The organism is Alistipes finegoldii DSM 17242 (assembly GCF_000265365.1).
In the GTDB taxonomy this organism is placed as follows: domain Bacteria; phylum Bacteroidota; class Bacteroidia; order Bacteroidales; family Rikenellaceae; genus Alistipes; species Alistipes finegoldii.
Genome location: NC_018011.1, coordinates 2,793,652 through 2,820,065, shown reverse-complemented (window position 1 = coordinate 2,820,065; position 26,414 = coordinate 2,793,652). Strand labels below are relative to the sequence as shown.

The window sequence follows — 26,414 nt, the reverse complement described above, 5'->3', positions numbered from 1 at the left end:
CAGCCGGCGGTCGCAACAAAAGCGGCGGAGAGGCGGGACACGGAAAAACCGGGGACGGAACACAAGGTTCCGGAAACGAAAACGGAAGAAGCCCCGGCTGAGAAAGGGAGCGTCCCGGCTGCGGAAAGGAACACCCCGGTTGCGGAAACACCCGGAAGCGCGGAATCCGGGACGGCAAAAACAAGCGGCTGCGGCGAAGCAATAAACGAACGTTTCGTGCGTTTTCTCCGGCGGCACCATGTACTGACGCTGGCCACCGTCGCGGAAGGGGTCCCCTACTGCTCGAATGCGTTCTACTGTTACGACAAGGAGCGAAACCTGCTCGTATTCACATCGGACCCCGCAACGCGCCATGCGCAGGAAATGGAGCGCAATCCGCGTATCGCGGCATCGGTGGTCCTCGAAACGAAAATCGTGGGCCGGGTGCAGGGATTGCAGCTGTGCGGCACGGCAGCGCGGGCCGACGAAACGGCCAGACGGGCATACCTCAAACGGTTTCCCTACGCGGCGCTGGCCGAGCTGACGCTCTGGGCGATAAGGCCCGATTATATGAAACTGACCGACAATACGCTCGGTTTTGGAAAGAAACTGATATGGAACGACAAACTGGAGTCATCATCGTAGCGGGCGGCGGCGGAAGCCGCATGGGAGGGGCGCGTCCCAAGCAGTTCATGCTGCTGGAGGGCATGCCCATACTGGCGCGCACGATCAACAACTTCGCCGCGGCGCTTCCCGGAGCGGAAATCGTCGTCGTACTGCCCGCCGAACACACCGGCTTCTGGTACAATCTGTCGGCGCGTTTCGAAGTGGCGCCGCACACGGTCGCCGAAGGGGGACGGGAGCGGTTCCACTCGGTGAAAAACGGATTGGCGGCCCTGAAACGCGATCCGGAGCTGATCGCCGTGCAGGACGGCGTGCGGCCGCTGGGGTCGCAGGAGCTGATCCGGCGCACGGTCGCGGCCGCCGCGGAACACGGCACGGCGATTCCGGTCGTCGAGCCTGTGGATTCGTTCCGCGAAACGGACGGCGCGGCTTCGCAGATCATCGACCGCCGCCGCCTGCGCATCGTCCAGACGCCGCAGGTATTCCGCGCCGAGCTGCTGCGCCGCGCCTACGAAACGGAATACCGGCCCGAATTCACCGACGACGCTTCGGTAGTCGAACTGTCCGGGGAAGCTGTATTTCTCTGCGAAGGCGAACGGGCGAACCTGAAGATCACGACTCCCGAAGATACGGTCATCGCCGAAGCATTGCTGGCTGACCGCGAAGAAACGCACGAAACGGATGGAGAAAATATATAAATACCGCTTCAGCCGCCGCACGATCTACTGGACGCTGATCTATCTGGTGGTCTTCGGACTGCTGGGCGGCCTGCTGTACCACCTCTACGAGGGAGGTTATCTCTCGGCCTGGTTCACGTCGTTCATCGTGGCGCTCATCGCCCTGATGTCGCTGTCGATTCCCCGCTACATCATGGTTACGGACGAAAAGGTCGAGGTGCGCTGTCTGCTGGACATCACCGAGATAAAGCGCGGGGAGATCGCCTCGGTACGCCGCGTCGATCCCAAGCGGATGAAATGGTTCTTTCCGCTCTTCGGCGGCTGCGGATTCTTCGGTTACTACGGCCATTTTCTGGACCTGCGCCGGTTCGAACGCGTACGTCTGTACGCTTCGGAGTGGAAGAACTTCGTGGAGATCACCGACATATACGAGGAGCGGCTCTACGTGTCGTGCTCCGACGCGGATTGTCTGATCGCCGAACTCATGCCGCCGGGCGGCAACCGGCTGACCGAAGAAGCTGCGGAAGAAGAGGAGGAGGAACGGGAGGAGGAACGGGAGGAAGCGCAGACCGCAAAGGAGACGCAGACGACCTGAGAAACGCAGGCGACATAAGACGGCATCCGATTTGCGGAAGCGACGGAATGCCGGACCGGAAAAACGGCCCGAAAAGGAGAGAATACGCAATTAACTGCATTATACCGAAATCAACACATTTTTTATTCACTTAAAAAGACAGAGAAGATGAAAAAGTACCGTTGCATCGTATGCGAATGGATTTACGATCCCGCAGTCGGCGATCCCGACGGAGGCATCGCCCCCGGAACGTCGTTCGAGGATATTCCCGACGATTGGGTCTGCCCCGTCTGCGGCGTAGGCAAAGACCAGTTCGAAGAGGTCGAGGAGTAAATCCTAAAGACCGGAAAAGTGCGAGACGCATCCCACGGGTGCGTCTCGCGGCGTATACGGCGGCATCAAAAAGCGGGAAAGGCTGTTGTGCAGTTTGCGGAAAATTATTATTTTTGTCTGCCGTGCATTTTGCGCGGTACAATCCAAATTTATATAACGATGAAAAAAATCCTATTCCTGATGGCCGTAGCGGCCATGACTTGGGGGGGGGTAACGCCGTAACGGCACAAACCCTCGAACCCGATTTCGAGGGTGAGGTCGTCGGAATATATTCCGACGGATCGTCCGCAAAACTCGAAAAACACAACGTTCAGATGCGAACCGGCGGCGGCGTATACATTGCCGGATTCGCAGCCAGCAAATCCAAGACAAAAATAGTCATCGAAGGCGGCAGGGCCGGAATACGGTTCAAAACCGGAGAGCCGTTCGCCCTCATCGTCCGCGCCAAGGACAACAAAGCCGACCCGATGTCGATCGTGCGCATCTTCCGGATGAAAAGCACAAAGAAGAACCGTTCGGCGGTGATTTCGGCCGTCGGGTCCTTCGCCGTCCAATCCAACACCATGGAATACCTCCCCTTCTCGGCCGAGAAATACGGGGAAAGCTCCTACCGCCTGACGTTCGGGGAGCAGCCCGAAGGCGAATACGGCATCATCGTCTCGAACCCCAACAACGTGGACGAGAAGATGGTGATCGTTTCGACATTCGCCATCGGCGGCAGCGAAGAGGCCCGGAACCGATGATGAAGACACGCTGAAAAACAAAAGATGCGCCCCTCGCAGGGCGCATCTTTTCGTAAAGGAGATTACCGTCAGTTGATATTGGGCAGGAACGAATAATCCTTCGAATAACCGAGCATCTGTTTCACGTAGTCGGCCGGATAGCTGATCTTGACGTCCACGATTTTGCCGTCCTTCTCCACGAGTTTGAATTCGGGATTCACGAAACCGCCGTAAGGCTCGATGCTGAGCGCATAATAGCGGTCGCGCACCTCCTTGTGCAGTTCGGGATCGACCTGTACGGCATACCGCTCGACAAGCGCCCGGCCCGCCTCGTAGTCGCCTTCGGACTTGATGCGCTGTATCTCGCGGAGCATGTCGCCGAACAGTCCGCGCAGCTTCTCGTAGTCATTGACCACGACGTAGGTCTTGCCGTTCTCCCTGACCATCTCGATCACGTTGTCGGCCTTGCCGCGCTCGTAGCACCACTCGCAGATCAGTTTGCGGTTGCGCATGTGCGACTCCTCGACGTTCTTGCCCGGCTCGATGCGCGCCAGCTGGGTCATCATGCCGTTCAGGATATATTTCGCATACCCGGCCTTCGCCACATCGAACGAGGGCACCAGCCCCAGCTCGACCATTTTGGGATCGCCCAGATAGTAGAGACCGAACAGGTCGGCGCGCGTCTCTTCGAGCGTCGAGCTGTAGCTTTTCAGCTCGCCGCCCTTGACGCCCGGAGCCAACTGGCCCGAACCGTGGCCCAGACACTCGTGCAGGTCGGTATGCAGGTCGTCGGCCAGCTTGCCGTACTTGTCCATCACCGCACGGTCGTCGGCACGCAGCACGAACTCCTCGTTGAAGCCGTTGCCATGGGCGGCCATGTCGTAGGCATAGGTGATGTTGTCGATGGTCACCGACTTAGAGCCGTATTCCTTGCGGATCCAGTCGGCGTTGGGCAGGTTGATGCCGATCGGCGTGGCGGGATAGCAGTCGCCGCCGAGCATCGCCACCGTAATGACCTTGGCCGAAACGCCCTTCACCTTCTCCTTGCGATAGCGGGGATCGACGGGCGAATGGTCCTCGAACCACTGCGCGTTCTCCGAAATGACCTCGGTGCGGTGGCAGGCCTCCTTGTCCATGAAATCGACGATGCCTTCCCACGACGCCTTGCGTCCCAGCGGATCGCCGTAATCCTCGATAAAGCCGTTCACGAAATCGACATTCGACACGGTATCCTTCACCCAGCCGATGTTATAGCGGTCGAATTCGCGCAAATCGCCCGTCTTGTAATAGCTGATGAGCGCGGCGATATTGCTCTTCTGCGGCTCGGCCGCCACGGCCTGCGCCTTTTCGAGCCAGTAGACGATCTTCTCGATGGCGGGCGAATACATGCCGCCTATCTTCCAGACGCGCTCCCTGACCACCCCGTCCTCTTTGACCAGCTTGGAATTCAGGCCGTAGGAGATCGGTTCGGGATCGTGGGGGTCCGCCATGTCGGCGTAGAACTTCTCGACTTCGGCCTGCGTCACACCCTCGTAATAGTTGTTCGACGAAGTGGCGATCAGGTCCTCGCCGGCGGTCTGGTTCAGGCGCGTCTTGTAGAGCGAAGCGTCGAAAATGGCTTTGCAGACCTCGCCGCGCAGCGGGTTCAGCTCGCCGAACTTCTCTTCGGGAATGGTCTCGATCACGTCGAGCAGGTAACCTTCGGTGAATTCGGGCACGAACTTGTCGTTCGAATAGTGGTGATGGATGCCGTTGGCGAACCAGACCTTTTTCAGGTATTTCTCCAACGCCTTCCACTCGGCCGTCGTGCGGTCGCCCTCGTAATTCTCATACACCGTTTCGAGCGTGCGGCGCACGGCGAGGTTGTATTTGAAATTCTGGTCGAACAGGATGTCGCGACCGCACTTGGTCGCTTCGGCCAGATAATAGATCAGCTCCTTCTCCTCCAGCGGAAGCTGCTCGAAGCCGGGGACTTCGTAACGGATGACCTTGATGTCGTCGAAACGGTCGACGATCCACGGGGTTTCGCTTCGGGAAGCCCCGCCGCACGAGGTCAGTGCGAGAGCGGTAACAGTCATAGATGCAAACGTCAATAAATTTTTCATATCGTTCGGGTTTGGAATTTCTCGCCAAAAACGGCACGCTCCCGGCAAACGGCCGGAACCGGATTCCGCCGGAAAGCGCCTGCCGTGCAAGGACAGCGCAAGCCGAATGCAGAGCCGCAAACCGGCCCTGCCGGGACACCGTCCGTCCAAGCCGGGGTTTCGCTTCGGCAAAGATAGCAAAAAACGGACAAAACAATACGAAAGATGCGCACATCCCGAAGGACATGCGCACCGTTCATTCAGGCAGCGGGGTTAAAAGTTGTAACCCAGCGAAATGAAGAAGCTGCCGTTCTTTATCTTACCCTCGCCCGAATCCTTGGAGATATTGAGCAGGCCGAGATCGTAGCCGACGCCCGCATAGTAATGCTTCATGACGGTAACCCCTACGCCGAAGCGCAGTCCGAAATCGGAACGCTTGAACACTTGCCCTTCGACGGAGCCGTCCTCGACGGGCACTGAAATCTCCTTGAACAGATCGACTTTCGCGGCGTCGCCCTTGAGCTTGCCGTGGATGCCGAAACCGTAATAGACGCCGGCGGCTGGCTGGATCGAGACGCTTTTAATATTGAAGTGCCAGCTCACCACAGCCGGAACCTGCAGGTATAACATATTGAATTTGGCCTTTCCTTCCACGTCTAAATCCAGATCGCCCGCCGTCACCGACGCCCCGCGTCCGGAGAGGTAAAGTCCCGTTTCGAAATAGAGGGGAAGCACCCGCAGCACGGGCTGCTGATAGGCAAAGCCCACATGATAGGAGGCGCGCGAGTCCAGCGACGCGCTCAGGCCCCCTGCGCTGAGATGGAGATTCGCCACGTTGAGACCGGCACGAACGCCGAACGAGCTTTCGTTCTGTCCGAAAGCGGTCAGACCGGCCGCAAGGGCAAGCAGACACAGTAAGATTTTCTTCATAGTCAATTAAAAATCGTCTCCGGCCCCGGAGAGAGCGGTTATCAGTGTATTGCGGAAACGGAGGCCCCCGGACTCCCGCATCTGCCGATGCGGGCGACGGGCATTCCCGCTTGGGTCTAAATATCTGTAAATATAGTCGCTTTTTGCCATTCCCCGAAATATATTCAACGAATTCCACATCTTTTCGCACGAACGGCTTGTCCGCAGCGCGGCAGCAGCCCGACCGAAAGCGGCAAAACGCCCCGCAGAAGCGTTTCCGGCCGGGGAAAGGCCGCCGCCGGAGTGTCCGGCGCTTTTTTTCCGTTTTTTCTTCGTTATGTTTGCGGGAATTCATACCTTTGCCCCGCAAGTTCGTTTCAGAAGAGATGAAAATATTCACAAGCGTCAAAGAGCTCCGCGCGGAGCTGGAGACTGCGGAGCAGTCCGGAATCGGGTTCGTCCCGACGATGGGCGCCCTGCATGCGGGACACCGCTCGCTGGTCGAGCGCGCCCGCCGGGAGAACGCCACCGTCGTGGTGAGCGTCTTCGTCAATCCCACCCAATTCAACGACAAAAACGACCTGAGACATTATCCCCGCACTCCGGAGGCCGACGCGCGTCTGCTGGAGCGGGCCGGCGCGGATTTCGTGCTGATGCCTTCGGTCGAGGAGATATACCCGGAACCGGACGGCCGTCAGTTCGACTTCGGACAGATCGACAAGGTGATGGAGGGCGCCACACGCCCCGGTCACTTCAACGGCGTGGCGCAGGTCGTCAGCCGGCTGTTCGACATCGTACGCCCGGCGCGCGCCTACTTCGGGGAAAAAGATTTCCAGCAGATCGCCGTCGTCAAGGCGATGGTGGACCAGTTGTCGCTTCCGGTCGAGATCGTCGAATGCGAGATCGTCCGCGGCGAAGACGGGCTGGCCCTCTCGTCGCGCAACGCGCTGCTCGACGCGGAGCACCGCGCCGCAGCCCCGCAGATCTACGCCGCCCTGCGCGCTGCCGCCGAAAAGTCGCAGGAACTGGCGCCCGAAGCGCTGAAGGCGTGGGTCACGGCCGAGGTGGAGCGCAATCCGCTGCTGAAGGTCATCTACTACCAGTCCGTCGATGCGCGGACGATGCAGGAAGTCGCCGCATGGAGCGACGCCGAGCGTATTCAGGGCTGTATCGCCGTGCAGGCGGGAGACATTCGTTTAATCGACAACATCCGTATCCGATAATGAAATTCCAGATTGAAGTCATCAAATCCAAGATCCACCGCGTAACGGTCACGCAGGCCGATCTGCATTATGTGGGCAGCATCACCATCGACGAGGCGCTTTTGGAGGCGGCCAACATCATCGAGGGCGAAAAGGTCCAGATTATGGACATCGACAACGGAGAGCGTTTCGAGACCTACGTCATCAAGGGAGAACGCGGAAGCGGCTGCATCTGCCTCAACGGCGCCGCGGCCCGGAAGGTACAGGTCGGCGACGTCATCATCATCGCATCCTATGCGCTGATGGATTTCGAAGACGCCAAACAGTTCAAGCCGTGGATCGTATTCCCCGACACGGCGACGAACCGGCTCGTGAAATAACGGCTTCACCGTCCTGCAAGGCGGTAAACCGTCATAAGTAAAGTAAAATCTCCCGTTTCAGGGAGATTTTTTGCTATAAATGCTTACCTTTGTTAAATAACGGATATTTTTTCCACTGCTGAATATTATGGACATAGCACTCTCCGTCGCAGCATTTCTGCTCTCGATCGTCGGCATCGTCGGCTGTATCGTCCCCGCCCTGCCCGGCGTAGTACTCAGTTACGCAGGACTTCTCTGCGCCTACTTCACCTCCTATTCGAGCATGTCGCCGGCGGCCATCTGGCTATGGCTGGCCATTACCGTGGCGGTCAGCGTCGCCGACTATTTCCTGCCGGCGTGGATGACCCGCCGCTTCGGAGGCTCCCGTTCGGGCGCCATCGGCGCCACGGTCGGCGTCTTCGCCGGATTCTTCTTCTTTCCGCCCGTCGGCATCATCCTCGGCCCCTTCTTCGGCGCCGTGCTCGGCGAGCTGCTCAACGACCGCCGCGACGCGGGCAAGGCGTTTCTGGTCGGCATAGGCTCGTTCCTCTCGTTCGTCGTCGGCACGGGCATCAAACTCGCGGCGGCGATCGGCATGTTCGTCCATGTGACGGCCGACACCTACCCCGCCGTCCGGGACTGGTTCGCAACTCTTTTCTAACCCTATCGATAATGAGAAAGTTTCTACTATTTGCGGTAGTCATCGCAGCGATGCTGGCCGCGGCTTGTTCCAAGTACAAGTACGAAACGGTGGCGGGCGATCCGTTGAACACCCGCATCTACACGCTCGACAACGGACTGAAAGTCTACATGAGCGTAAACAAGGAGGCGCCCCGCATCCAGACCTATATCGCCGTGAAGGTCGGCGGCAAGAACGACCCCGCGGAGACCACGGGTCTGGCGCACTACTTCGAACACCTGATGTTCAAAGGCACGCAGCAGTTCGGCACCTCGGACTACGCCGCGGAGAAACCGATGCTCGACGAGATCGAAAGTCTCTTCGAGGTTTACCGCAAGACCGCCGACGAGGCCGAGCGCGCGGCCATCTACCGCCGCATAGACTCGATCAGCTACGAAGCTTCGAAAATCGCCATTCCCAACGAGTACGACAAGCTGATGTCGGCCATCGGAGCCAACGGCACCAACGCCTTCACGTCGCAGGACATGACGGTCTACGTCGAGGACATTCCCTCGAACCAGATCGACAACTGGGCCAAAATCCAAGCCGACCGTTTCAAGAATCCCGTGATCCGCGGCTTCCATACCGAGCTTGAGACCATTTACGAGGAGAAGAACATGTCCCTGACGCAGGACAGCCGCAAAGTCTGGGAAGCGATGGACGCCGCGCTGTTCCCCAACCACCCCTACGGCACGCAGACCGTGCTGGGAACACAGGAGCATCTGAAAAATCCGTCGATCACCAACGTCCGAAACTACCACAAGACCTACTACGTGCCCAACAACATGGCCGTATGCGTTTCGGGCGATTTCGAACCCGACGAAATGGTCGCCACGATCGAGAAGTACTTCGGCGACATGCAGCCCAATCCCAACCTGCCCGAACTGCAGTTCGAACCCGAAAAGCCGATCACGACTCCCGTGGTGAAGGAGGTTTACGGACTCGAAGCGGCCAACGTCATGCTGGGCTGGCGTCTGCCGGGCGCGAACGACAAATCGACCGACATCAGCGACATCGTGGGTTCGATCCTCTACAACGGACAGGCCGGACTGATCGACCTCGACCTGAACCAGCAGCAGAAGGTGCTCTCGGCCTACGGCTATGCCTCGACGCAGCCCGATTACAGTTCGTTCCTCGTGGCCGGACGCCCCAAGACGGGGCAGTCGCTCGACGAAGTCCGCGACCTGCTTCTGGAGGAGGTGGCAAAACTGCGGGAGGGGGACTTCGATGAAAAACTGATTGAAGCGACCATCAACAACTACAAAATGCAGCTGATGCGCTCGTTCGAGGAGAACGACAGCCGCGCGATACTCTATGTCTATTCGTTCATCAGCGGCGCAGACTGGGCCGACGAGGTCGCACGGCTCGACCGCATGTCGAAGATCACCAAGCAGGACGTCGTGGAGTGGGCCAACAAATACCTCGGTCCCGAAAGTTACGCCATCATCTACAAACGCGAGGGCAAAGACCCCGACGAGCAGAAGATCGCAGCACCGAAGATCACCCCGATCGTGACCAACCGCGACTCGCAGAGCGAATTCCTCTCCGAGATACAGACCTCGCAGGTGCAGCCGATCGAACCCGTATTCGTCGATTACAAGAAAGACATGTCGCAGTTCGAGGCGCAGCCCGGCATCGACGTTCTCTACAAGAAGAACGAGACCAACGATATCTTCACGCTGATCTACGTCTTCAACACCGGTACGGAGAACGATCCGGCGTTGAATCTGGCATTCAACTACCTGAGCTATCTGGGGACCGACAAGATGACCGCCGAAGAGATCGCATCGGAGATGTACGACATCGCCTGCTCGTTCTACATGAACGCCGGGGCCAACCAGAGTTCGATCCAGATCACCGGACTGAGCGAAAACATGGGCAAAGCCATGGAGATCGTCGAAGGGCTGATCGCCGGAGCCAAACCCGACGAAGCGATTCTGGAGAATTGCAAGGCCGACATGCTCAAGAGCCGTGCGGATGCGAAGCTCAATCAGAGCCGCTGTTTCGGCGCGCTCCAGCGCTATCTGTTCTACGGCGGCGACTTCATCCGCCGCACGACCCTCACCGACCCGGCGCTGCAGGCGCTGACCTCGGAGCAGCTGCTCGCCAAAATCGGCGACCTGACGGGCAAACAGCACGAAGTGCTCTACTACGGCCCGCAGAAAGAGGCCGAAGTCAAGAGTGCGCTGGCGAAACACCACAAGGTCGCCGCCGACCTGCAGCCGCTGGAGAAGAAGTTCAGCGCCCTGCTGCCCACCGACGCGAACAAGGTCGTACTGGCTCAGTACGACGCCAAACAGCTCTACTACCTGCAGTTCTCGAACCGCGGCGAGAAATTCGACGTGGCAGCCGATCCCGAAATCACGCTCTACAACGAATATTTCGGCGGCGGCATGAACACCATCGTCTTCCAAGAGATGCGCGAGGCGCGCGGTCTGGCGTACACGGCATGGGCCACCCTCGCTACGCCGAGCAACGCCAACGGCGATTACAGCTACTACGCCTTCATCGCCACGCAGAACGACAAGATGCAAAAAGCCGCCGAAGCGTTCGACGACATCATCAACAACATGCCCGAATCGGAAAAGGCGTTCGGCATCGCCAAGGAAGCCCTCGTCTCGCGCCTGCGTACCGAGCGCACGGTCAAAGACGGCGTATTGTGGAGCTATCTCCGCGCCCGCGATCTGGGCCTCGACGCACCCCGCGACAAGCAGATTTTCGAGAAGGTCCAGTCCATGACGCTCGACGACGTGAAAGCCGCCCAGCAGAAGTGGGTCAAAGGCCGCAAATACGTCTACGGCATTCTGGGCGACATTCAGGACCTCGATCTCAACTACCTGAAAACCCTCGGTCCCATTCAGACCGTATCGCAGGAGGAGATTTTCGGCTATTGACGCGCCGGAATCCGCAGAAACGAAGAACGCCGCAGGAAATCTCCTGCGGCGTTCCCGTTTTCAGTATGTCCGGAACGGCTAACGGCGGAAGACCTTGCCGCCCATGGCGCTCGCGGCGGCGTTTTTCACGCTCGTCTGGTCAATCGTCCCCTTCGTCACGAAGCGGGCGAGGGTCGGACGCGTCGTGATCGTCCCGTCCTCCGAAACGCCGTAGGCGCAAACGATATAAGCCGTCGCGGCCCAAAGGTCGGTCCACTTGTTGCTGTCCTCACCCTTCGAAAGCATGCTGGAGAGCGTGATCTGCTGCGACTCGGCCCATATCTTGGTCCAGATCAGGTCGTCCACGGCAAACTGCAGGTCGGCGTCGAACTGCTCCTGCTGCGCGGCTCTGGTGACGCTGAAATAATAAGTGACGTTCCTGTTCGACGGCACGACGTTCACCGTTACGTCCTGACGCTCGACCGTGGTGGTGATTTCGAACGTACACTCCTCGGAAGGGGTGAATTTTCCGGTCTTGAAGGCTGCCTTCGACAACGGCGAGGTGGCATTGCCGTCGGTGCAGGAGAAGGCATAGACATAGTACTCCGTATCATCGACCAGTCCCATGCGCGTAGCGCCTGCCTCTTCGATATAGGCCGGAGCCACGACAGTCTGCGTTTCGGTGAAGGTCAGATCGGCCCATGTCAGCGCGCCGCTCTCCAGTTCGTCTTTGTAGGCCTTCTTGTAAATCTCGATACGCGACGTCATAAAGGCGGCGTCATCGTCATAAGTGTCGAATTCCGACTTGCGGATAAAACCGTGGAGGTACCCCAGATCGTCCGACGGAACGCAGACGTACTTGGCGCCGTACCACGACACGTCGGAGACGTCGATGCGGTAAACGGTATTGATTACGACCGGCTCCTGAGTCTTGAAAGGAACCGTCATCACACCTGTGGTAAGGGTGCTGCTGGAAGTGGCGGCATTGGCTTCAAAGCCAAATATCACGGCATAATATTCCGTAGCGGGTTGCAACCCGATACTTAACGAAAGGTCCGATTTCATCCCCTTGCTGGCATAATTGTCGAGCCAGCCCATGGTGGCATAGAATCCCAGCATCGAAAGGTAACCGTTAGGGGCTTTGACCAGATAATCAGTCCCTTTAGCGTCGATTTCCTCTTTCGTACCATATCCTACATACCAATATGTCTCGGTATTCTTCGGGGTAACGGCCATCGTAACAATCTTATCGGTGATCTCCGTGATATTGACCGTGAAATCTTCACCCACGGTCTCGCCCCTGTAGTCGGCGTCGGCCACGACGTCCATCATCACGGCGTCGGCCTGACCGTTGGCGCTGAAGTAGGTGATGCCCACCGTACCCCGCAGATCGGCGCACTCCTTATGCGCTTCGGTCGGGGCCGTGACCGTCAGCTTGCCGTCGGCATAGGTCACCTTCCACTCGTCGGGCTTCGAAACAAGGGTTTTCGTCACCCCGGCGGACTCGACGTCCCAGACCTTGGTCTCGCCGAAAACGAAAGTCGCGACTTCGGGCGCCTTGCGGATCAGCATGTAGAAATTGCTGCGCACGGGCACCGTCACGATCGAACCGTCGCTCAGTTCGAAATAGACATTGTTGTCGTCGTAATTGACGCTCTTGAACAGCGAACCGATGCTGCTGCCCTCGGTCACGGCGGAAACGGGATCGCCCGCGGCATCGAGAATCCGCTCGGAGGTCTTGCCGCCGTCGTAGCTGATCGTCCAGTAGCCCTCGTCATCGACCGACATCACGGGCTTGACGCTTTCGCCCGTCACGCGCAGTTTCGCGCCGCCGGCCATCAGCCACTCGGTTTTGCCGTCGGTCGTGATCGTCCAATAGTAGACCTCGTCCGTATCCTGCTTGACGCCGATAACGGGTGCGTCGGCTCCGGCCGTGCCGTTCTTGATCTCGGCCGTCGTGTTGTCCGAAAAATAGATGACATAGCCGTCGGCGCCCTTTTCGACCTTGACGACGGTCACCGCATCGTCCACGATTTTCTGGAGGGCCGCAATCTCGGTGTTCATCTGGCCGATCTTGGTTTCGAGAGCCTCGATCCGGCTCTTCAGGTCGTTCACATTCTGCCACAGTTCCGAGTCGTCATAGTCGTCGCAACCCGTCAGCAGGGGGGGGGAAACAAGGAGCAGGGCAGCCACGCAGGCGGCCAGTCTCCGCATCGTAAAAAATTTCATAGCAATTTATTTAAGTTAAACAAAAGTAGGGTCGGATACATGACGGCGCAACACCAAGTCTCTGCCGACAATATTATATGATCATATACGGATAGAAACAGCTTGCAGAATCGGTAAACCCGTTCAAAGATAAGTATTTTCACGGCAAAAAGCAATCGATCGGAAAAACAGAGGAGACAATATTTAACAGCCGTCCGAAAAAACGGCCCGCAAACAGGAGTATCTGCGCACGGCTGACGGATGAAGTCTGCGGATAATTCCGCCCCGGCAGACCGATAACGGCAGTGCGCAAGTCCCGCTTTCATTTGCGCACCCGGTCGAAAAAAATCCGAAAAAAAATTAAAATTACGAATCGTAATTTTCAGGCCCCGGTTCGAAAAAACCCTGCAAATTCCATCCGCAGGAAAAGAAAAAAATTATAAAACAAACCGAATATTACAGTTACAATCCGTTTTCGGACGACTTCCGCGGAGGGCGAACGGGTATTGGAATTTTCGGAGAAAACCAGTAAATTCGTTTCGCAATTTTTTTTATTCATCAAAAATCTTCAACTCTTTTATCCCACACGTTATGAAAAAATTATTACCGTATCTGCTGCTTTTCATTTTGGCAGGGGGGGGGATTTCCTGCTCCGACGATGATCCGACCGTTCCGGAACCGGAAGCCGTGATGCCGCCGGCCCCGGTTGCATCGGACATCACCTCCGACTCCTTTGCAATCTCATGGGAAGCGGTCGAAGGAGCCGTATCGTACACCTATACCCTGCAGCATAAGAATCCCCACGGCGCAATCACGGTGATCGTTCCCGAAACCAACACCGATGCGCTCTCGGCAGCTTTCACCGACCTGAAAGCATCGACAGCCTACACTTTCCGCATCAAGGCGCTAGGCGACGGCGAAAAGACGCTCGACTCGGAGTGGTGCGAATGCCCGGTAACGACCGACGAACCAGAATATCTCTCAGGTCCGTGGGTGACGTTCGAAGTCAACTACGAAGAACGCACCAGCTATTACTGCCGCATCACGGCTACGTTTACCCCCAACGACAAGACCGTCGCCTATTACGCCACGTGCGTATACGGCAGCTATTTCGACGACGACCCGGACGATCCCGATTTCGAGCCTAACACCGAAGAGGACATGATCGGGTATCTGAGTGCCCAAAAACCCATCTCCAACAACACGCTGACCGAATCGTCTTGGGGATACTCCACCGAGTACATCCTCGCCGTAGTCGGCGTCGATGCCGACGGCAATTTCGGCAAGCTCAACTGGGCCAAACTCAAGACTCCGGCACGCTCGTCGTCGGGCGATCAGGGCCAGAGCGAGGCCGCGCTGCGCATCCAGCACGTGGTGGTCAACTCCTCCGAACTCGAAGGCGCCCCCGAAAACTGCTTCGCAACGGTATACCGTTTCGAACCGACCGCCGGCGCCCGCGCATTCCGCTACGAGGACGGCTACTACAAGGGCGATTTCGCCAAAAAGGAGACATCCTACTGGCGCCAGTATTTCTCGTCGCTCGCCAATGCCTACGGCGAAGACTACGACGGCTACTACTCCGGCTGGAAAAGCAGCATGGATCTGGAAGTGAGCGCCGACGGATTCTATTACTACGACGTCACGTTCTGGGACGTTTCGATGGCAAACGAAACCTTCGAAGTGATCTACATGGCCTACGATGCCGACGGCGTTCCCGGCGTCCCGGCCTGCTACACGGTGACCCTGCCCGCGGAGATACCCGCCGTAACGCCCCAGCAGGCACCTTCGGCATATAAGGCTGCGGTCGCAGCAGCCAACCGACTCGCACATCCGCAGGCCCTTCCCCGCCGCCGCTGATCTGCGGAACGGTTGAAAACGAAAAGAGGATACCTTCTGTACTGCACCCCAAAAGTTGGACACTTTTGGGGTGTTTTTTATGAAATATAATTATGAGATTCGTTTAAAGGCCGTAAAACTGGTACTCGAAGGCGGACTTTCGGTTAGGGAAGCCGGATGTCACTTGGGCTGTGGCCGCTCGCAAGTTCACTTGTGGGTAACATTATTCGAGCGCCATGGCCTTGCCGGCCTTAAGCTGCGCCACGGTAGCTACAGTGCAGAATTTAAGTTGTCAGTTTTGAAGCATATGCACCAAAATCATCTATCTTTGCTGGAGACAGCAGTGCATTTCGGCATTCCGGGCCCTTTTGTTATTCGTCAATGGGAGCGGCTCTATCAAAACCAAGGTGCTGAAGGCCTGCGGCGTAAACCGCAAAGAAGGAGGCCGGCCATGAGTAAATCGAAGACTAAAAAAGTCAAACTCAAAACGACTCCGCACGAAGAGTTGCTTAAGGAACTGGAGTATCTTCGTGCCGAGAATGCTTACTTAAAAAAATTGCAGGCCTTAGTCGAGGAGCGCATTGTCCGCGAGAGCGGGAAAGAGCCCAAGCCATCGAAGGACTAAGGCCGCAGTGCCGGCTTTCAGTATTGCTCAAAGCCGCAGGGATGGCGCGAAGCACATTTTATTATCACTTCAGAAAATCAAAACAACCCGATAAATATGCTCGCGAAAAAGAGAGTATTATAAGGTTATATCACGAACATAAGGGGCGTTATGGTTATCGGCGCATTACCGTTGAAATGAATAAGATCGGATATGCGATAAATCACAAAACCGTACTTAAGCTGATGAATATTTGCGGGATAAAAAGTCAGGTCAGGCTCCGTAAATACTGTTCATACAAAGGACAGATCGGACGGATAGCGCCCAATCTTCTGCAACGCGACTTTGCAGCCGAAAAACCGAATCAGAAGTGGGTTACTGACCTTACGGAATTTTCGGTTTGCGGCGTAAAGTTATATCTATCGCCGATTATGGACTTATATAACCGGGAGATTATTAGCTATAAAATAGCTGAACGCCCTAACTTTATGCAGATCATGAAGATGCTGGACGATGCGTTTGCCAGAATACCGGATTCTCCGGGTATTGTCTTGCATTCCGACCAGGGCTGGCAGTATCAGATGAAGCAGTATCAGCTCCGTTTAAGACAGAAAGGTATTACACAGAGCATGTCGCGCAAGGGTAACTGTCTGGATAACGCTGCTATGGAAAGTTTCTTTGGATTATTGAAGTCCGAATTATTATATTTGCAAAAATTCTCATCCATAGACCATTTCCGAAAAGAATTGGAAGAATATATCGACTACTACAATAACAAGCGGATAAAGAAATACTTAAACAACATGAGCCCGGTACAATACCGAACTCATGCCATCTAAACAAATACTAATCCGTCCAATATTTGGGGTGCACTTCATTCACGGGTATCCTCTTTTTCCATGCCGGATGCCGCCGGTCTCAATAGCGGTAATGCTCCGCCTTGTAGGGACCGTCGGGACTCACGCCGATATAATCCGCCTGTTTTTCGGTCAGGCGGGTCAGCTCCACGCCCAGATTGTCCAGATGCAGGCGCGCCACCTCTTCGTCGAGATGCTTGGGCAGACGGTAAACGCCCACTTCGAGCTTCTCCTGCCAGAGTTCCATCTGCGCCAGACACTGGTTCGTGAAGGAGTTCGACATCACGAACGAGGGATGGCCCGTAGCGCAGCCGAGGTTCACGAGACGGCCTTCGGCCAGCACGAAAATCGAATGTCCGTCGGGGAAGGTGAACTTATCGACCTGCGGCTTGATATTGGTCTTCACGGCGCCCGACTTTTCGAGCCGCGCCATCTGTATCTCGTTGTCGAAGTGGCCGATGTTGCAGACGATCGCCTGATCGCGCATCCGCTCCATATGCTCCAGCGTGATGATGTCGCAGTTGCCCGTGCAGGTCACGAAGATATTGCCTTCGCCGAGAGCGCTTTCGACGGTCTTCACCTCGAAGCCCTCCATCGCCGCCTGCAGGGCGCAGATCGGGTCGATCTCGGTCACGATAACGCGCGCTCCGTACGAACGCATCGAAGCGGCGCACCCCTTGCCCACGTCGCCGTAGCCGCACACGACCACCACCTTGCCGGCGATCATCACGTCGGTCGCACGCTTGATGCCGTCGGCCAGCGACTCGCGGCAGCCGTAGAGGTTGTCGAATTTCGACTTGGTGCAGGAGTCATTGACGTTGATGGCCGGAACGAGCAGTTCGCCCGCTTCCTGCATCTGGTAGAGCCGGTGTACGCCCGTAGTGGTCTCCTCGCTGACGCCCTTCCATTCGGCCACCGTGCGGTGCCATTTATCCTTGTCCTCGGCAAGCACCTTCTTCAGCGTGTCGATAATCACCTCCTCTTCATAGGAGGAGGGTTCGTAATCGAGCGTCGAAGCGTCGTCCTCGGCTTTGAAGCCCTTGTGAATCAGAAGCGTCGCATCGCCGCCGTCGTCCACGATCAGCTGCGGGCCTTTGCCGCCCGGAAACGACAGCGCCATGGCCGTACACCACCAGTATTCGGGCAGCGTCTCGCCCTTCCATGCGAAAACGGGAACGCCCGTCTCGGCAATCGCGGCGGCGGCATGGTCCTGCGTCGAGAAGATGTTGCACGAACACCAGCGCACGTCGGCGCCCAGTTCCACGAGGGTCTCGATCAGCACGGCGGTCTGGATGGTCATATGCAGCGAACCCATGACGCGCACGCCTTTCAGCGGCTTCTGCGGACCGTACTTGCGGCGCACGGCCATCAGTCCGGGCATTTCGTGCTCGGCGATCTCGATCTCTTTGCGTCCCCACCCGGCCAGCGACATGTCGGCTACCTTGTAGGGCATTGTCAAGTCTAAATACATAACTGTTTATTTTAATTTCAAAATATATTCCTTGTCTTTTTCGATCTGCGCCCGCAGCTCCTCCAGCGTATCGAACCGCCGCTCGTCGCGGATCTTTTCGAGCAGTTCCACGCGCAGCATACGGCCGTACAACGCCCCGCGGAAGCCGAAAATATGCGTTTCGAGACGCCGCGCCGTCCCGCCGACCGAAGGATTGCGGCCGAGGTTCGACATCGCGTCGTAAACCGCTCCGTCCACCTCGGCGCGCGAACGGTAAACGCCGTCCTCCGCGGCGACGGAATCGGGAACGGCCACGTTCGCCGTCGGAAATCCGAGCTCGCGTCCGAGCCGGCGTCCGTGTTCCACAACGCCCTCGATAATCACCTTTTCCATCAGATTTTTTCGGTCAGTTTACGCACCAGACTGAACTGCGAGAAGAACTCCTTGGCGAAGACGCGCAGTACGGTATAGGAGGGAATCGCCAGCAGCATGCCGAGGATTCCGGCCAGCGACCCGGCGATCAGAATCACGAGGAAGATCTCCAGCGGATGCGCCTTGACGCGCGACGAATAGAGCGTCGGCTGCAGCACGAAGTCGTCGAGCCCCTTGAGGATCAGCAGCGAACCGATGATGACGACGGCCGTATGCCCCACGGTCATGCCCCCGATCGGGGTCACGATGCCCACGAAGACCGAAACCACGCCGCCGATAAGCGGCCCGGCATAGGGCACCACGTTCATCACGCCCATGACCAGCCCGATGAACGCCGCGTCGGCGGCTTTCATCCCGAAGGCCATCATCGTCAGCGACACGGCGACCATCAACAGCAGGCTTTCGGAGAGGATTCCCGTAAAATAGCGCGCCAGCAAGAGGGTTACGGAGTCGAGCGCACGGGTGATGTTCTCGTGATAACGTTCGGGGAACATCGCCGTAATCATAGCATAGAAAAGCCCCTCGTCCCGCAGGAAGAAGAAGGTGATGAAGGTGATGGAGAAAATAGCGATCACGGAGGAGAGCACGACATTGACGATCGACGCAAAGACCGTGTTGAGCGACTCGATGTCGATCACCTGCTTGAGCGCCGACGCGAGGGCCTCCGAGAGCGAGAAGGTGCTTTCGGGCATGGCGAAGAATTCGTGCAGGTAGCTTTGGGCGCGGGCTATCGGTTCTTCGATGCTCGCCACGACGGTGGCGAAATCGACGTTCGACAACTGGTAGATCTTATTGAAGACCAGCGGCACGAACAGCGAACACAATGTCGCCAGCACCACCCAGATGACGATCAGCGTCGCCAGCGCCGCCAGCCAGCGGGGCACTTTCCAGCCCTTGATATGCAATGCCGCGAGCCGTTTGACCAGCGGATTGCCCATGACGGCCAGCACGGCCGAGATCAGCACATAGACGACGATCGACCGGAAGTACCAGACCAGAAAGAGGACGGCCGCAGCAACCGCCGCGCCCGCAATAAACCGCAGGAAGGTCTGGGGTGTCGCCCTCATACATCGGATGAATTAAGCTTTCGGAAGGCGTGCGATCGGAGTCTGCGAACCCACCACAGGATCGCCGATCTCGACCAGCAGTTCGCTGTTCTTCGGAACGAGCACATCGACGCGCGACCCGAATTTAATGAAGCCGCAGACGCTGTTCTGCTCCACAGGCGAACCCACTTTCATATAGGAGATGATACGGCGCGCGATCAGGCCTGCGATCTGACGGAAGAGAACCTTCTGTCCCGAAGCCATCTTCACCACGGTCGTGGTGCGTTCGTTTTCGGTCGAGGACTTGGGATGCCACGCCACCAGAAAACGGCCCGGATGGTATTTGAAATATTCGACGGTACCGCCCACGGGAACCCAGTTCATATGGACGTTGGTGACGGACATGAAGATCGAAATCTGGAGCATCTCCTCATTCAGATACTCGTTTTCCTTCACGACTTCGGTCACGACGACGCGGCCGTCGCAGGGCGAAAAGGCGAGGTCGGCATCGTGGATGCGCACGCGGCGGGGTTCCCGGAAAAACGCGACGATAAAGAACCAGAACAGCAGCAACAGCACGGCGCTCACCCACAACAGCGAAATATTCGCGTCGCTGACCAGCAGGTGATAGATCAACCACCACAAAAATACGCAAACGGCGCCGGAAATGCCGATAATTTTGTAGCCTTCTTTATTTATTCTCATAACTTAATTTAGGATTGCAGTTACATAACAAAAAGCATATAGACGAAGACGAACGGCGCCGAGAGCAGCAAGGCGTCGAAGCGGTCCAGCACACCGCCGTGTCCGGGGATCAGATTTCCCGAATCCTTGACGCCCGCGGCGCGTTTGAACATCGACTCCACCAGATCGCCCAGCACGCCCGTTGCGGCCGCCACCAGCGCCAGACCGAGCCACGCCCATACATCGGCATCCAATACCCGCGCGGCGGCATAGCCCATCGCCACGGCGCCGGCCAGCCCGCCGAAGAATCCCTCCCACGACTTTTTGGGCGAAAGACGCTCGAACATGCGGTGCCGTCCGACGGACATTCCCACCAGATAGGCGAAGACGTCGTTGGCCCAGATGATGAAGATGTAGAAAATCATCACCCACGGAGTCCACACCTCGCTTCCGATGATCGGAATATAACACATCAGCGAAAGGGGCAATGCTATGTAGCAGACGCCCATCAGCGTCGTGCCGATTCCGGAAGCCGGATTCTGCTGTTTGCGGTAAAGTTCGCAGATGAACATCGCGGGTATCAGCAGGAGCATAAACGCCATTCCGCAGGCAAAAGCCTGACTGGCGCCGCCCAGAATTTCGATGTCGTCCGACACGAACGCGAAATTAAGCGCGAAAAGCACGATGCCTGCCGCCATTCCCACGATTTTTTGCGGGGCATTGCCCTGCTTTTCGGCCAGCCCGTAAAATTCCAGCATGCCGGCGACAAGCATCGCCAGCAACAGTGCGCCGAAACTCCACTGCGACCAGATTACGGCCCCCAGCACCACCACTGCGAGGACTGCGCCGCTCAGTGTACGCACCATGAGGTTCTTCATTTTTTCACTCATCAGATATATCAGCGGGTTAGGTTCGTCGGTTACTTGAGTTCGGATTTTTCGGCGTTCGCGGCTCCCGAAGCGGCGGTTTTCGTTCCCGACGCACTTCCGGCATCGCCTTCCTGCGTCGTTCCGGTCCCGGCCGGCGGAGCGTCCGGCGGCGCAGCCGCCGTTCCGGACGCGGCATCGTCGTCGGCGACGACGACACCCTTTTTCGGGTCGTCATCCTCCCGCGGCACCTGCGCCGCCGGGCCGAGTATGCGTTCGATATCCTCGGCATAGATCGTCTCCTTCTCCAGCAGCAGGTCCGCCATCCGGTTGATCTGTTCGCTTTTCCGTTCGATGATGCCACGCGCCTTGGCATACGCCTCTTCGATGATGCGGCGCACCTCCGTATCGATGTCGCGGGCCGTCTGCTCGCTGAAAGGCTTGGTAAACGTATCGCGCGTGCCCGACGAGTCGTAATAACTGATCGGGCCGATCTTCTTGCTCATGCCGTAATAGGCCACCATCGCATAGGCCGTCTCGGTCGCCCGCTCCAGATCGCTCAGCGCGCCTGCGCCCAGCGTTCCGTAGTTGACCTCCTCGGCGATCCGGCCGCCCAGCAACCCGGCCAGCCGTTCCTGCAGGGCTTCGTTGGTAACGTGGATGCGGCGTTCGTCGGGCACATACCACGTCGCGCCCAGACTCCGCCCGCGCGGAACCACCGTGACCTTCAGCACGGGATCGCATTGGGGAAGCGACCACATGACGGTAGCGTGCCCCGCTTCGTGAATCGCCGTGGCGCGCCGCTCGGCGGCCGTCATCGGCATATTGGGTTTTTCGAGACCTCCCACGATGCGGTCGATGGCCGCGAGGAAATCCTCCTTCGACACGAATTTCTTGTTGTGCCGCGCGGCGATCAGCGCCGCTTCGTTGCAGACGTTGGCGATGTCGGCGCCCGAAAAACCGGGCGTCTGGCGCGCCAAGAACTCACGGTCGAGCTGCGGATCGAGTTTCAGCGGACGCAGATGGACGTTGAAAATCGCCTCGCGCTCCTTGACGTCGGGCAGGCCCACCTCGATCTGACGGTCGAAACGCCCGGCGCGCATCAGCGCCTTGTCGAGAATGTCGGCGCGGTTGGTCGCCGCGAGGACGATAACGCCCGTATTGGTCTGGAAGCCGTCCATCTCCGTGAGGAGCTGATTCAGCGTATTTTCACGTTCGTCGTTGCCCGAAAATCCGGCGTTCTTGCCGCGGGCGCGGCCAATGGCGTCGATCTCGTCGATGAAGACGATGCAGGGAGCCTTCTGCTTGGCCTGCTCGAACAGGTCACGGACACGCGATGCGCCCACACCCACGAACATCTCCACGAAATCGGAACCCGAAATCGAAAGGAACGGCACGTTGGCTTCGCCGGCCACGGCTTTGGCCAGCAGCGTCTTGCCCGTTCCCGGAGGGCCTACCAGCAGGGCGCCCTTGGGAATCTTGGCGCCCAGTTCCTTGTACTTTTCCGACTTCTTGAGGAAATCGACGATCTCCATGATCTCGACCTTGGCTTCCTCCAGTCCGGCCACATCCTTGAACGTCACACGCTTGGAAGCGTCCTTGTCGAAGACCTGCGCCTTGGCTTTACCGACATTCATGATGCCGCCGCCCGCACCGCCTCCGGCGCCGCGCGACATCGAGCGCATGATGAAAATCCAAACGCCGATAATCAACACCCACGGCAGCAGGTTGACAAGTACGTTGGTCCAGTCGTTGGCTTTGTTCTCATAGACCACCGGCACGGTCTGTCCCGACTGCTGCTCGGCGTTCTTCAAATCTTCGCGAAACGAATCGACCGATCCGATCGTAAAGGTGAGCTGCACGCCCGTTTCGGGCAGCCGCTTGAAACGTTTGTCCACCGTATCCCTGCGGTACTGTTCGGCAGCTTCCTTCTTCAGAAAAACCTGCGCCTGATCGCGGTTCACAACCTGAATTTTCTCCACGTCGCCCTTTTCGACCATCTCCCGGACCGTCGTCCAGTCGCTGGGCAGCGGCGTGTCGTTGACATCGCCGAATACGTACCAGCCGATGATGAACGCGCCGATCAGACCGTAGATCCACAGCATCGAGGGCCTCGGCATGTTCATATTCATCCTATTATTGTTTTTGCGTTGTTGTGCCATACTAAAAAATTACTCTTCGTATTCGTATTTGGTCATGGGTGCGTCGGCCCACAACTCTTCGAGTTTGTAGAAACTGCGCAGTTCGGTCTGGAAAATATGCACCACGACGTCCACGTAGTCCATGGCGACCCATACGCCGTTCTGCTGGCCTTCGATGCGCCAGACCTTCTCGCCCAGCGTTTCGAGCACCTTCTCTTCGATGCTTGCGGCAATGGCGCAGACCTGCGTCGTGGAATCGGCGTTGCACACGATGAACCGGGAGCATATGGCTCCGTCGAAACCTGAGAGGTCCAACGATACAATATCCTTACCCTTTTTATCTTCAATCGCACTTACGATAGTTTCGATCAGTTTATCCATAAATCTTCAATAGGTGTCTATAACCTTGCAAAGGTACGAAAATAGAATGAGATTTGAAAATTAAGAGCTACAAAAAAGCGGGCGGGCGACCCGACCGGAATCGCCGCAACGCAGGGAAAGGCCGCAAGAGCCCCGCAGCCCGCACAGATTCCCCGCCAAACCGTCCGCAGAATTCTCCGGCGGCGGCCATCCGCAAACCGGAACGGCGACACGACGCAGACAGCGGATGACAATGCGACGCAAATCGGAGCGGCGACAGGGCACAAACGGGGACGGCGACCGATGCAGGCCGAGGATGACGACACGGCACAGGGCGGAACAGCGGCACGGCACAAGGCGAGAGCGGCGACACGGCACAAACGGGGACGGCGACCGATGCAGACCGAGGATGACGACGCGGCATAGGGCGGAACAGCGGCGCGCCACAGACCGGAGCAGCAACGCGCCACAGACCGGAACGAAAAAACAGGATCCGAAAAACAAAACGCGCCCGGCAGAAAAAACCGCCGGGCGCATTCATTTCGTGAAAAGCACGTCAGTTCCCGACCTCCGGGGCATTGGCCATAATCGTATCGGTCAGGGCCTTGATGATCGAACTTTTGACATAGGTCCGGCGCACGGCGACCGCGATCTTGCGCGACGTGGCGCCTTTGGCCAGCATCTTCAGCCGGTCGCGGTGATCCGCGGGAATGTATTCGACAGCCATTTCGGGAATGATCGTAAGACACGACGTGCAGTCCACGATGCGCATGAGCGTATCGAGCGAACCCGATTCGAACGAGTAGTGCGACGGCATGTCGCGCTTGGCCTGACAGAGTTCGATGATCTGGTCGCGCATACAGTTTCCTGCGCTCAGAATCACCAGATCGCGCAGGTCGATGTCCTCGATGCGGATGTTTGAGCGCTCATAAAGGGCGTTTTCGGGCGAAACGTATGCGAAGAAACGGTCGTTGAAGAGTTCCTGCTCCAGAATCCCCTCGCCGCAGGTGCCGCTGGCCACCAGCGCCGCGTCGATACGGTCGCGCTTGAGGGCCTCGACGATGTCGGAAGTGATCATCTCGGAGATCTCCAGTTCGACTTTGGGATAATCGCGCACGAAAGCGAGGATGAATTTGTGCAGCAGGTACGGGGCAATGGTCGGGATGACGCCCAGCCGGAGTTTACCCGACGTCTCGCCCTTGAGTTCGGCCACCGATTCGCGGATGTTGTTATAGGCCCGCAGCGTTTCGCGGGCACGCTCCAGCACCACGTCGCCCGCTTCGGTCGGGATCACGGGCTTCTTCGAACGGTCGAGCAGCACCACGCCCAGCTCCTCTTCGAGGGCTTTGACCTGCATGCTCAGCGAGGGCTGGGTCACGAAACAATGTTCGGCGGCCAGCGAAAAACTGCCGCAGTTGGCTACGGCCAACAGGTATTCAAGCTGAATTATAGTCATAGTAGACAATTATTCCGACGAGCAAAAATATAAAAAAAATCTATAAACAACAACTTTATTAGGTCGCTCGCGCGCTTTTTCGTATGTTTGTCCACAAAATACCGAAAAAACGAGAGCCGGCACTGATTTTCACCGCAGTTTCAGTGCCGCGGGGAAGCCGGAACTCCCGGCAGAAAGGGAGTTTGGGCAGGATTCCGGATGTGGAACCGGCATCGAGGATGCCGTAATGCGAGCTTGGCGAATTCCGCATCTCTGGAGCTGCCCCGAAACCATACGTAACTTAAATTCGTCAAGCGGAGGATTAATCGTTTTATGGGAAAAATCATTCTTACCGGCGACCGTCCGACGGGCCGGCTTCATCTGGGACACTACGTGGGTTCGCTGCGCCGCCGCGTCGAACTGCAGGAGTCGGGCGAATTTGAACGCATCTTCATCATGATCGCCGACGCGCAGGCGCTGACCGACAACGCCGACAACCCCGAAAAAGTGCGCCAGAACATCATCGAAGTCGCCCTCGACTACCTTTCGGTCGGTCTCGACCCGAACAAATCGACGCTTTTCATCCAGTCGCAGATTCCCGAACTGTGCGAACTGGCGTTCTACTATATGAACCTCGTCACGGTACAGCGCCTGCAGCGCAACCCGACCGTGAAGGCCGAAATCCAGCTGCGCGGCTTTGCCGAGAACAACACGGAGGGCGACACCCAGCAGCGTCAGGGCATTCCCGTCGGATTCTTCACATACCCGATCAGTCAGGCGGCGGACATCACGGCTTTCAAAGCCACGACCGTACCCGCAGGCGAGGATCAGGAGCCGATGATCGAGCAGACGCGCGAAATCGTCCACAAATTCAACACGGTATACGGCCCCGCGCTGGTCGAACCGGAGATTCTGCTGCCCGAAAACGCGGTCTGCATGCGGCTGCCGGGAACCGACGGCAAAGCCAAGATGTCGAAGTCGCTCTGCAACTGCATCTACCTGTCGGACAGCGCCGATGAGATCAAGAAGAAGGTCATGGGCATGTACACCGATCCCGACCACCTGCGCGTGGAGGATCCGGGCAAGGTGGAGGGCAACATGGTATTCACCTACCTCGACGCCTTCAGCCGTCCCGAACACTTCCCGAAATACCTGCCCGACTACCCTTCGCTGGAGGAGCTGAAAGCCCACTACCGCCGCGGAGGCTTGGGCGACGTGAAGGTCAAGAAGTTCCTGATCGCGGTGCTGAACGAGATGCTGGAGCCGTTCCGCGAACGCCGCAAATATTACGAGGGACGCATCGGCGAGGTGTACGAAATCCTCCGCGCGGGGTCGGAAGCGGCCCGCGAAGTCGCCGCCGCAACGCTCGCCGACGTGAAACGCGCCATGAAGATCGACTACTTCGACGACAAGGAGCTGATCGCAAGTCAGGCCGAACATTTCGCACACAAGGAATAAAACCGCAACAGCAATAAAACCA

General features: G+C 57.6%; 24 protein-coding genes. 13 read left to right on the top strand and 11 right to left on the bottom strand.

Annotated elements, in window-relative coordinates; translation table 11 throughout:
- The first annotated feature begins 216 nt into the window (after positions 1–216).
- The 5 genes from ALFI_RS12150 to ALFI_RS12135 all read left to right on the top strand — a co-directional run bounded on the left by ALFI_RS12150 (position 217) and on the right by ALFI_RS12135 (position 2,930).
- A complete protein-coding gene (locus tag ALFI_RS12150; protein WP_081488130.1) occupies positions 217–624 on the top strand; it encodes a pyridoxamine 5'-phosphate oxidase family protein in 408 nt (135 codons plus the stop codon).
- Positions 594–1,301, top strand: a complete 708-nt coding sequence (locus ALFI_RS12145) for a 2-C-methyl-D-erythritol 4-phosphate cytidylyltransferase (RefSeq protein WP_014776025.1) — start codon at positions 594–596, stop codon at positions 1,299–1,301. Before ALFI_RS12150 ends, ALFI_RS12145 begins: the two co-directional genes overlap by 31 nt.
- Positions 1,285–1,875: a PH domain-containing protein gene (locus tag ALFI_RS12140; RefSeq protein WP_014776024.1), complete on the top strand. Its 591-nt coding sequence runs from the start codon at positions 1,285–1,287 to the stop codon at positions 1,873–1,875. The genes ALFI_RS12145 and ALFI_RS12140 overlap by 17 nt, the downstream gene beginning before the upstream one ends.
- A 147-nt stretch (positions 1,876–2,022) precedes the next feature.
- Positions 2,023–2,187 (top strand): rubredoxin, encoded by a 165-nt coding sequence (rd, locus tag ALFI_RS16660; protein ID WP_009598359.1) that lies wholly within the window; start codon positions 2,023–2,025, stop codon positions 2,185–2,187.
- Positions 2,188–2,501: 314 nt separating this feature from the next.
- Positions 2,502–2,930 carry a hypothetical protein gene (locus ALFI_RS12135; RefSeq protein ID WP_042494088.1) on the top strand — a complete coding sequence of 143 codons (429 nt, stop codon included), beginning with the start codon at positions 2,502–2,504 and terminating at the stop codon, positions 2,928–2,930.
- Positions 2,931–2,998: 68 nt separating this feature from the next.
- Here the strand turns inward: ALFI_RS12135 and ALFI_RS12130 are convergent, their stop codons facing one another.
- Together ALFI_RS12130 and ALFI_RS12125 are read right to left on the bottom strand one after the other, a co-directional pair.
- Positions 2,999–5,014, bottom strand: coding sequence for a dipeptidyl-peptidase 3 family protein (locus tag ALFI_RS12130; RefSeq protein WP_421721552.1), 2,016 nt, complete (start codon positions 5,012–5,014; stop codon positions 2,999–3,001).
- 252 nt (positions 5,015–5,266) lie between these two features.
- Positions 5,267–5,923 carry an outer membrane beta-barrel protein gene (locus ALFI_RS12125; RefSeq protein WP_014776022.1) on the bottom strand — a complete coding sequence of 219 codons (657 nt, stop codon included), beginning with the start codon at positions 5,921–5,923 and terminating at the stop codon, positions 5,267–5,269.
- A gap of 365 nt (positions 5,924–6,288) precedes the next feature.
- On the opposite strand from ALFI_RS12125, the gene panC reads away from it, so the two are divergent.
- The 4 genes from panC (at position 6,289) to ALFI_RS12105 (ending at position 11,036) form a co-directional block, all read left to right on the top strand.
- Positions 6,289–7,125 (top strand): pantoate--beta-alanine ligase, encoded by an 837-nt coding sequence (panC, locus tag ALFI_RS12120; RefSeq protein WP_014776021.1) that lies wholly within the window; start codon positions 6,289–6,291, stop codon positions 7,123–7,125.
- Positions 7,125–7,484 (top strand): aspartate 1-decarboxylase, encoded by a 360-nt coding sequence (panD, locus tag ALFI_RS12115; RefSeq protein ID WP_009598363.1) that lies wholly within the window; start codon positions 7,125–7,127, stop codon positions 7,482–7,484. The genes panC and panD overlap by 1 nt, the downstream gene beginning before the upstream one ends.
- Before the next feature lie 127 nt (positions 7,485–7,611).
- The gene (locus ALFI_RS12110; protein WP_009598367.1) at positions 7,612–8,124 is read left to right on the top strand and encodes a DUF456 domain-containing protein; all 513 of its coding nucleotides are present in this window, start codon (positions 7,612–7,614) and stop codon (positions 8,122–8,124) included.
- 11 nt (positions 8,125–8,135) lie between these two features.
- On the top strand, positions 8,136–11,036 hold the full coding sequence (locus tag ALFI_RS12105; RefSeq protein ID WP_042493700.1) for a M16 family metallopeptidase: 2,901 nt from the start codon (positions 8,136–8,138) through the stop codon (positions 11,034–11,036).
- 78 nt (positions 11,037–11,114) lie between these two features.
- Here ALFI_RS12105 and ALFI_RS12100 read toward each other — a convergent pair whose 3' ends face one another.
- Complete coding sequence (locus ALFI_RS12100; protein ID WP_014776019.1) at positions 11,115–13,244, bottom strand: PL29 family lyase N-terminal domain-containing protein; 2,130 nt, start codon at positions 13,242–13,244, stop codon at positions 11,115–11,117.
- A 570-nt stretch (positions 13,245–13,814) separates the two neighbouring features.
- On the opposite strand from ALFI_RS12100, the gene ALFI_RS12095 reads away from it, so the two are divergent.
- From ALFI_RS12095 to ALFI_RS12085, 3 genes are all read left to right on the top strand, one after another.
- Positions 13,815–15,080, top strand: coding sequence for a fibronectin type III domain-containing protein (locus ALFI_RS12095; RefSeq protein ID WP_014776018.1), 1,266 nt, complete (start codon positions 13,815–13,817; stop codon positions 15,078–15,080).
- Positions 15,081–15,159: 79 nt separating this feature from the next.
- Complete coding sequence (locus tag ALFI_RS12090) at positions 15,160–15,684, top strand: helix-turn-helix domain-containing protein (RefSeq protein ID WP_032558195.1); 525 nt, start codon at positions 15,160–15,162, stop codon at positions 15,682–15,684.
- Positions 15,615–16,502 (top strand): IS3 family transposase, encoded by an 888-nt coding sequence (locus tag ALFI_RS12085; RefSeq protein ID WP_117615371.1) that lies wholly within the window; start codon positions 15,615–15,617, stop codon positions 16,500–16,502. The genes ALFI_RS12090 and ALFI_RS12085 overlap by 70 nt, the downstream gene beginning before the upstream one ends.
- 79 nt (positions 16,503–16,581) lie before the next feature.
- Here ALFI_RS12085 and ahcY read toward each other — a convergent pair whose 3' ends face one another.
- The 8 genes from ahcY to ALFI_RS12045 form a co-directional block, all read right to left on the bottom strand.
- Positions 16,582–17,991: an adenosylhomocysteinase gene (ahcY, locus tag ALFI_RS12080; protein ID WP_014776017.1), complete on the bottom strand. Its 1,410-nt coding sequence runs from the start codon at positions 17,989–17,991 to the stop codon at positions 16,582–16,584.
- 6 nt (positions 17,992–17,997) lie between these two features.
- Entirely contained in the window at positions 17,998–18,363 is a 366-nt protein-coding gene (locus tag ALFI_RS12075; protein ID WP_042493697.1) for a riboflavin kinase, read from the bottom strand.
- Positions 18,363–19,469 (bottom strand): AI-2E family transporter, encoded by a 1,107-nt coding sequence (locus tag ALFI_RS12070; RefSeq protein ID WP_009598703.1) that lies wholly within the window; start codon positions 19,467–19,469, stop codon positions 18,363–18,365. Before ALFI_RS12070 ends, ALFI_RS12075 begins: the two co-directional genes overlap by 1 nt.
- Before the next feature lie 12 nt (positions 19,470–19,481).
- A complete protein-coding gene (locus ALFI_RS12065) occupies positions 19,482–20,153 on the bottom strand; it encodes a phosphatidylserine decarboxylase family protein (protein ID WP_009598707.1) in 672 nt (223 codons plus the stop codon).
- Positions 20,154–20,173: 20 nt separating this feature from the next.
- Positions 20,174–21,022 (bottom strand): phosphatidate cytidylyltransferase, encoded by an 849-nt coding sequence (locus ALFI_RS12060; protein ID WP_042493693.1) that lies wholly within the window; start codon positions 21,020–21,022, stop codon positions 20,174–20,176.
- 29 nt (positions 21,023–21,051) lie between these two features.
- Positions 21,052–23,130, bottom strand: a complete 2,079-nt coding sequence (gene ftsH / locus ALFI_RS12055) for an ATP-dependent zinc metalloprotease FtsH (RefSeq protein WP_014776015.1) — start codon at positions 23,128–23,130, stop codon at positions 21,052–21,054.
- Positions 23,131–23,169: 39 nt separating this feature from the next.
- Complete coding sequence (gene rsfS / locus ALFI_RS12050; RefSeq protein ID WP_009598690.1) at positions 23,170–23,520, bottom strand: ribosome silencing factor; 351 nt, start codon at positions 23,518–23,520, stop codon at positions 23,170–23,172.
- Between the two features lie 535 nt (positions 23,521–24,055).
- Complete coding sequence (locus ALFI_RS12045) at positions 24,056–24,955, bottom strand: hydrogen peroxide-inducible genes activator (protein WP_014776014.1); 900 nt, start codon at positions 24,953–24,955, stop codon at positions 24,056–24,058.
- A 312-nt stretch (positions 24,956–25,267) separates the two neighbouring features.
- Here ALFI_RS12045 and trpS point away from each other — a divergent pair, with 312 nt between their 5' ends.
- Entirely contained in the window at positions 25,268–26,392 is a 1,125-nt protein-coding gene (gene trpS, locus ALFI_RS12040) for a tryptophan--tRNA ligase (RefSeq protein ID WP_009598718.1), read from the top strand.
- Positions 26,393–26,414: the final 22 nt, after the last annotated feature.

Excerpts from the sequence above, each read along its gene's own strand:
- ALFI_RS12145 (WP_014776025.1), top strand. The coding sequence starts at position 594 with ATGGAACGACAAACTGGAGTCATCATCGTAGCGGGCGGCGGCGGAAGC.
- ALFI_RS12140 (WP_014776024.1), top strand. The coding sequence starts at position 1,285 with ATGGAGAAAATATATAAATACCGCTTCAGCCGCCGCACGATCTACTGG.
- rd (WP_009598359.1), top strand. The coding sequence starts at position 2,023 with ATGAAAAAGTACCGTTGCATCGTATGCGAATGGATTTACGATCCCGCA.
- ALFI_RS12135 (WP_042494088.1), top strand. The coding sequence starts at position 2,502 with ATGCGAACCGGCGGCGGCGTATACATTGCCGGATTCGCAGCCAGCAAA.
- ALFI_RS12130 (WP_421721552.1), bottom strand. The coding sequence starts at position 5,014 with ATGAAAAATTTATTGACGTTTGCATCTATGACTGTTACCGCTCTCGCA.
- ALFI_RS12125 (WP_014776022.1), bottom strand. The coding sequence starts at position 5,923 with ATGAAGAAAATCTTACTGTGTCTGCTTGCCCTTGCGGCCGGTCTGACC.
- panC (WP_014776021.1), top strand. The coding sequence starts at position 6,289 with ATGAAAATATTCACAAGCGTCAAAGAGCTCCGCGCGGAGCTGGAGACT.
- panD (WP_009598363.1), top strand. The coding sequence starts at position 7,125 with ATGAAATTCCAGATTGAAGTCATCAAATCCAAGATCCACCGCGTAACG.
- ALFI_RS12110 (WP_009598367.1), top strand. The coding sequence starts at position 7,612 with ATGGACATAGCACTCTCCGTCGCAGCATTTCTGCTCTCGATCGTCGGC.
- ALFI_RS12105 (WP_042493700.1), top strand. The coding sequence starts at position 8,136 with ATGAGAAAGTTTCTACTATTTGCGGTAGTCATCGCAGCGATGCTGGCC.
- ALFI_RS12100 (WP_014776019.1), bottom strand. The coding sequence starts at position 13,244 with ATGAAATTTTTTACGATGCGGAGACTGGCCGCCTGCGTGGCTGCCCTG.
- ALFI_RS12095 (WP_014776018.1), top strand. The coding sequence starts at position 13,815 with ATGAAAAAATTATTACCGTATCTGCTGCTTTTCATTTTGGCAGGGGGG.
- ALFI_RS12090 (WP_032558195.1), top strand. The coding sequence starts at position 15,160 with ATGAAATATAATTATGAGATTCGTTTAAAGGCCGTAAAACTGGTACTC.
- ahcY (WP_014776017.1), bottom strand. The coding sequence starts at position 17,991 with ATGTATTTAGACTTGACAATGCCCTACAAGGTAGCCGACATGTCGCTG.
- ALFI_RS12075 (WP_042493697.1), bottom strand. The coding sequence starts at position 18,363 with ATGGAAAAGGTGATTATCGAGGGCGTTGTGGAACACGGACGCCGGCTC.
- ALFI_RS12070 (WP_009598703.1), bottom strand. The coding sequence starts at position 19,469 with ATGAGGGCGACACCCCAGACCTTCCTGCGGTTTATTGCGGGCGCGGCG.
- ALFI_RS12065 (WP_009598707.1), bottom strand. The coding sequence starts at position 20,153 with ATGAGAATAAATAAAGAAGGCTACAAAATTATCGGCATTTCCGGCGCC.
- ALFI_RS12060 (WP_042493693.1), bottom strand. The coding sequence starts at position 21,022 with ATGAGTGAAAAAATGAAGAACCTCATGGTGCGTACACTGAGCGGCGCA.
- ftsH (WP_014776015.1), bottom strand. The coding sequence starts at position 23,130 with ATGAATATGAACATGCCGAGGCCCTCGATGCTGTGGATCTACGGTCTG.
- rsfS (WP_009598690.1), bottom strand. The coding sequence starts at position 23,520 with ATGGATAAACTGATCGAAACTATCGTAAGTGCGATTGAAGATAAAAAG.
- ALFI_RS12045 (WP_014776014.1), bottom strand. The coding sequence starts at position 24,955 with ATGACTATAATTCAGCTTGAATACCTGTTGGCCGTAGCCAACTGCGGC.
- trpS (WP_009598718.1), top strand. The coding sequence starts at position 25,268 with ATGGGAAAAATCATTCTTACCGGCGACCGTCCGACGGGCCGGCTTCAT.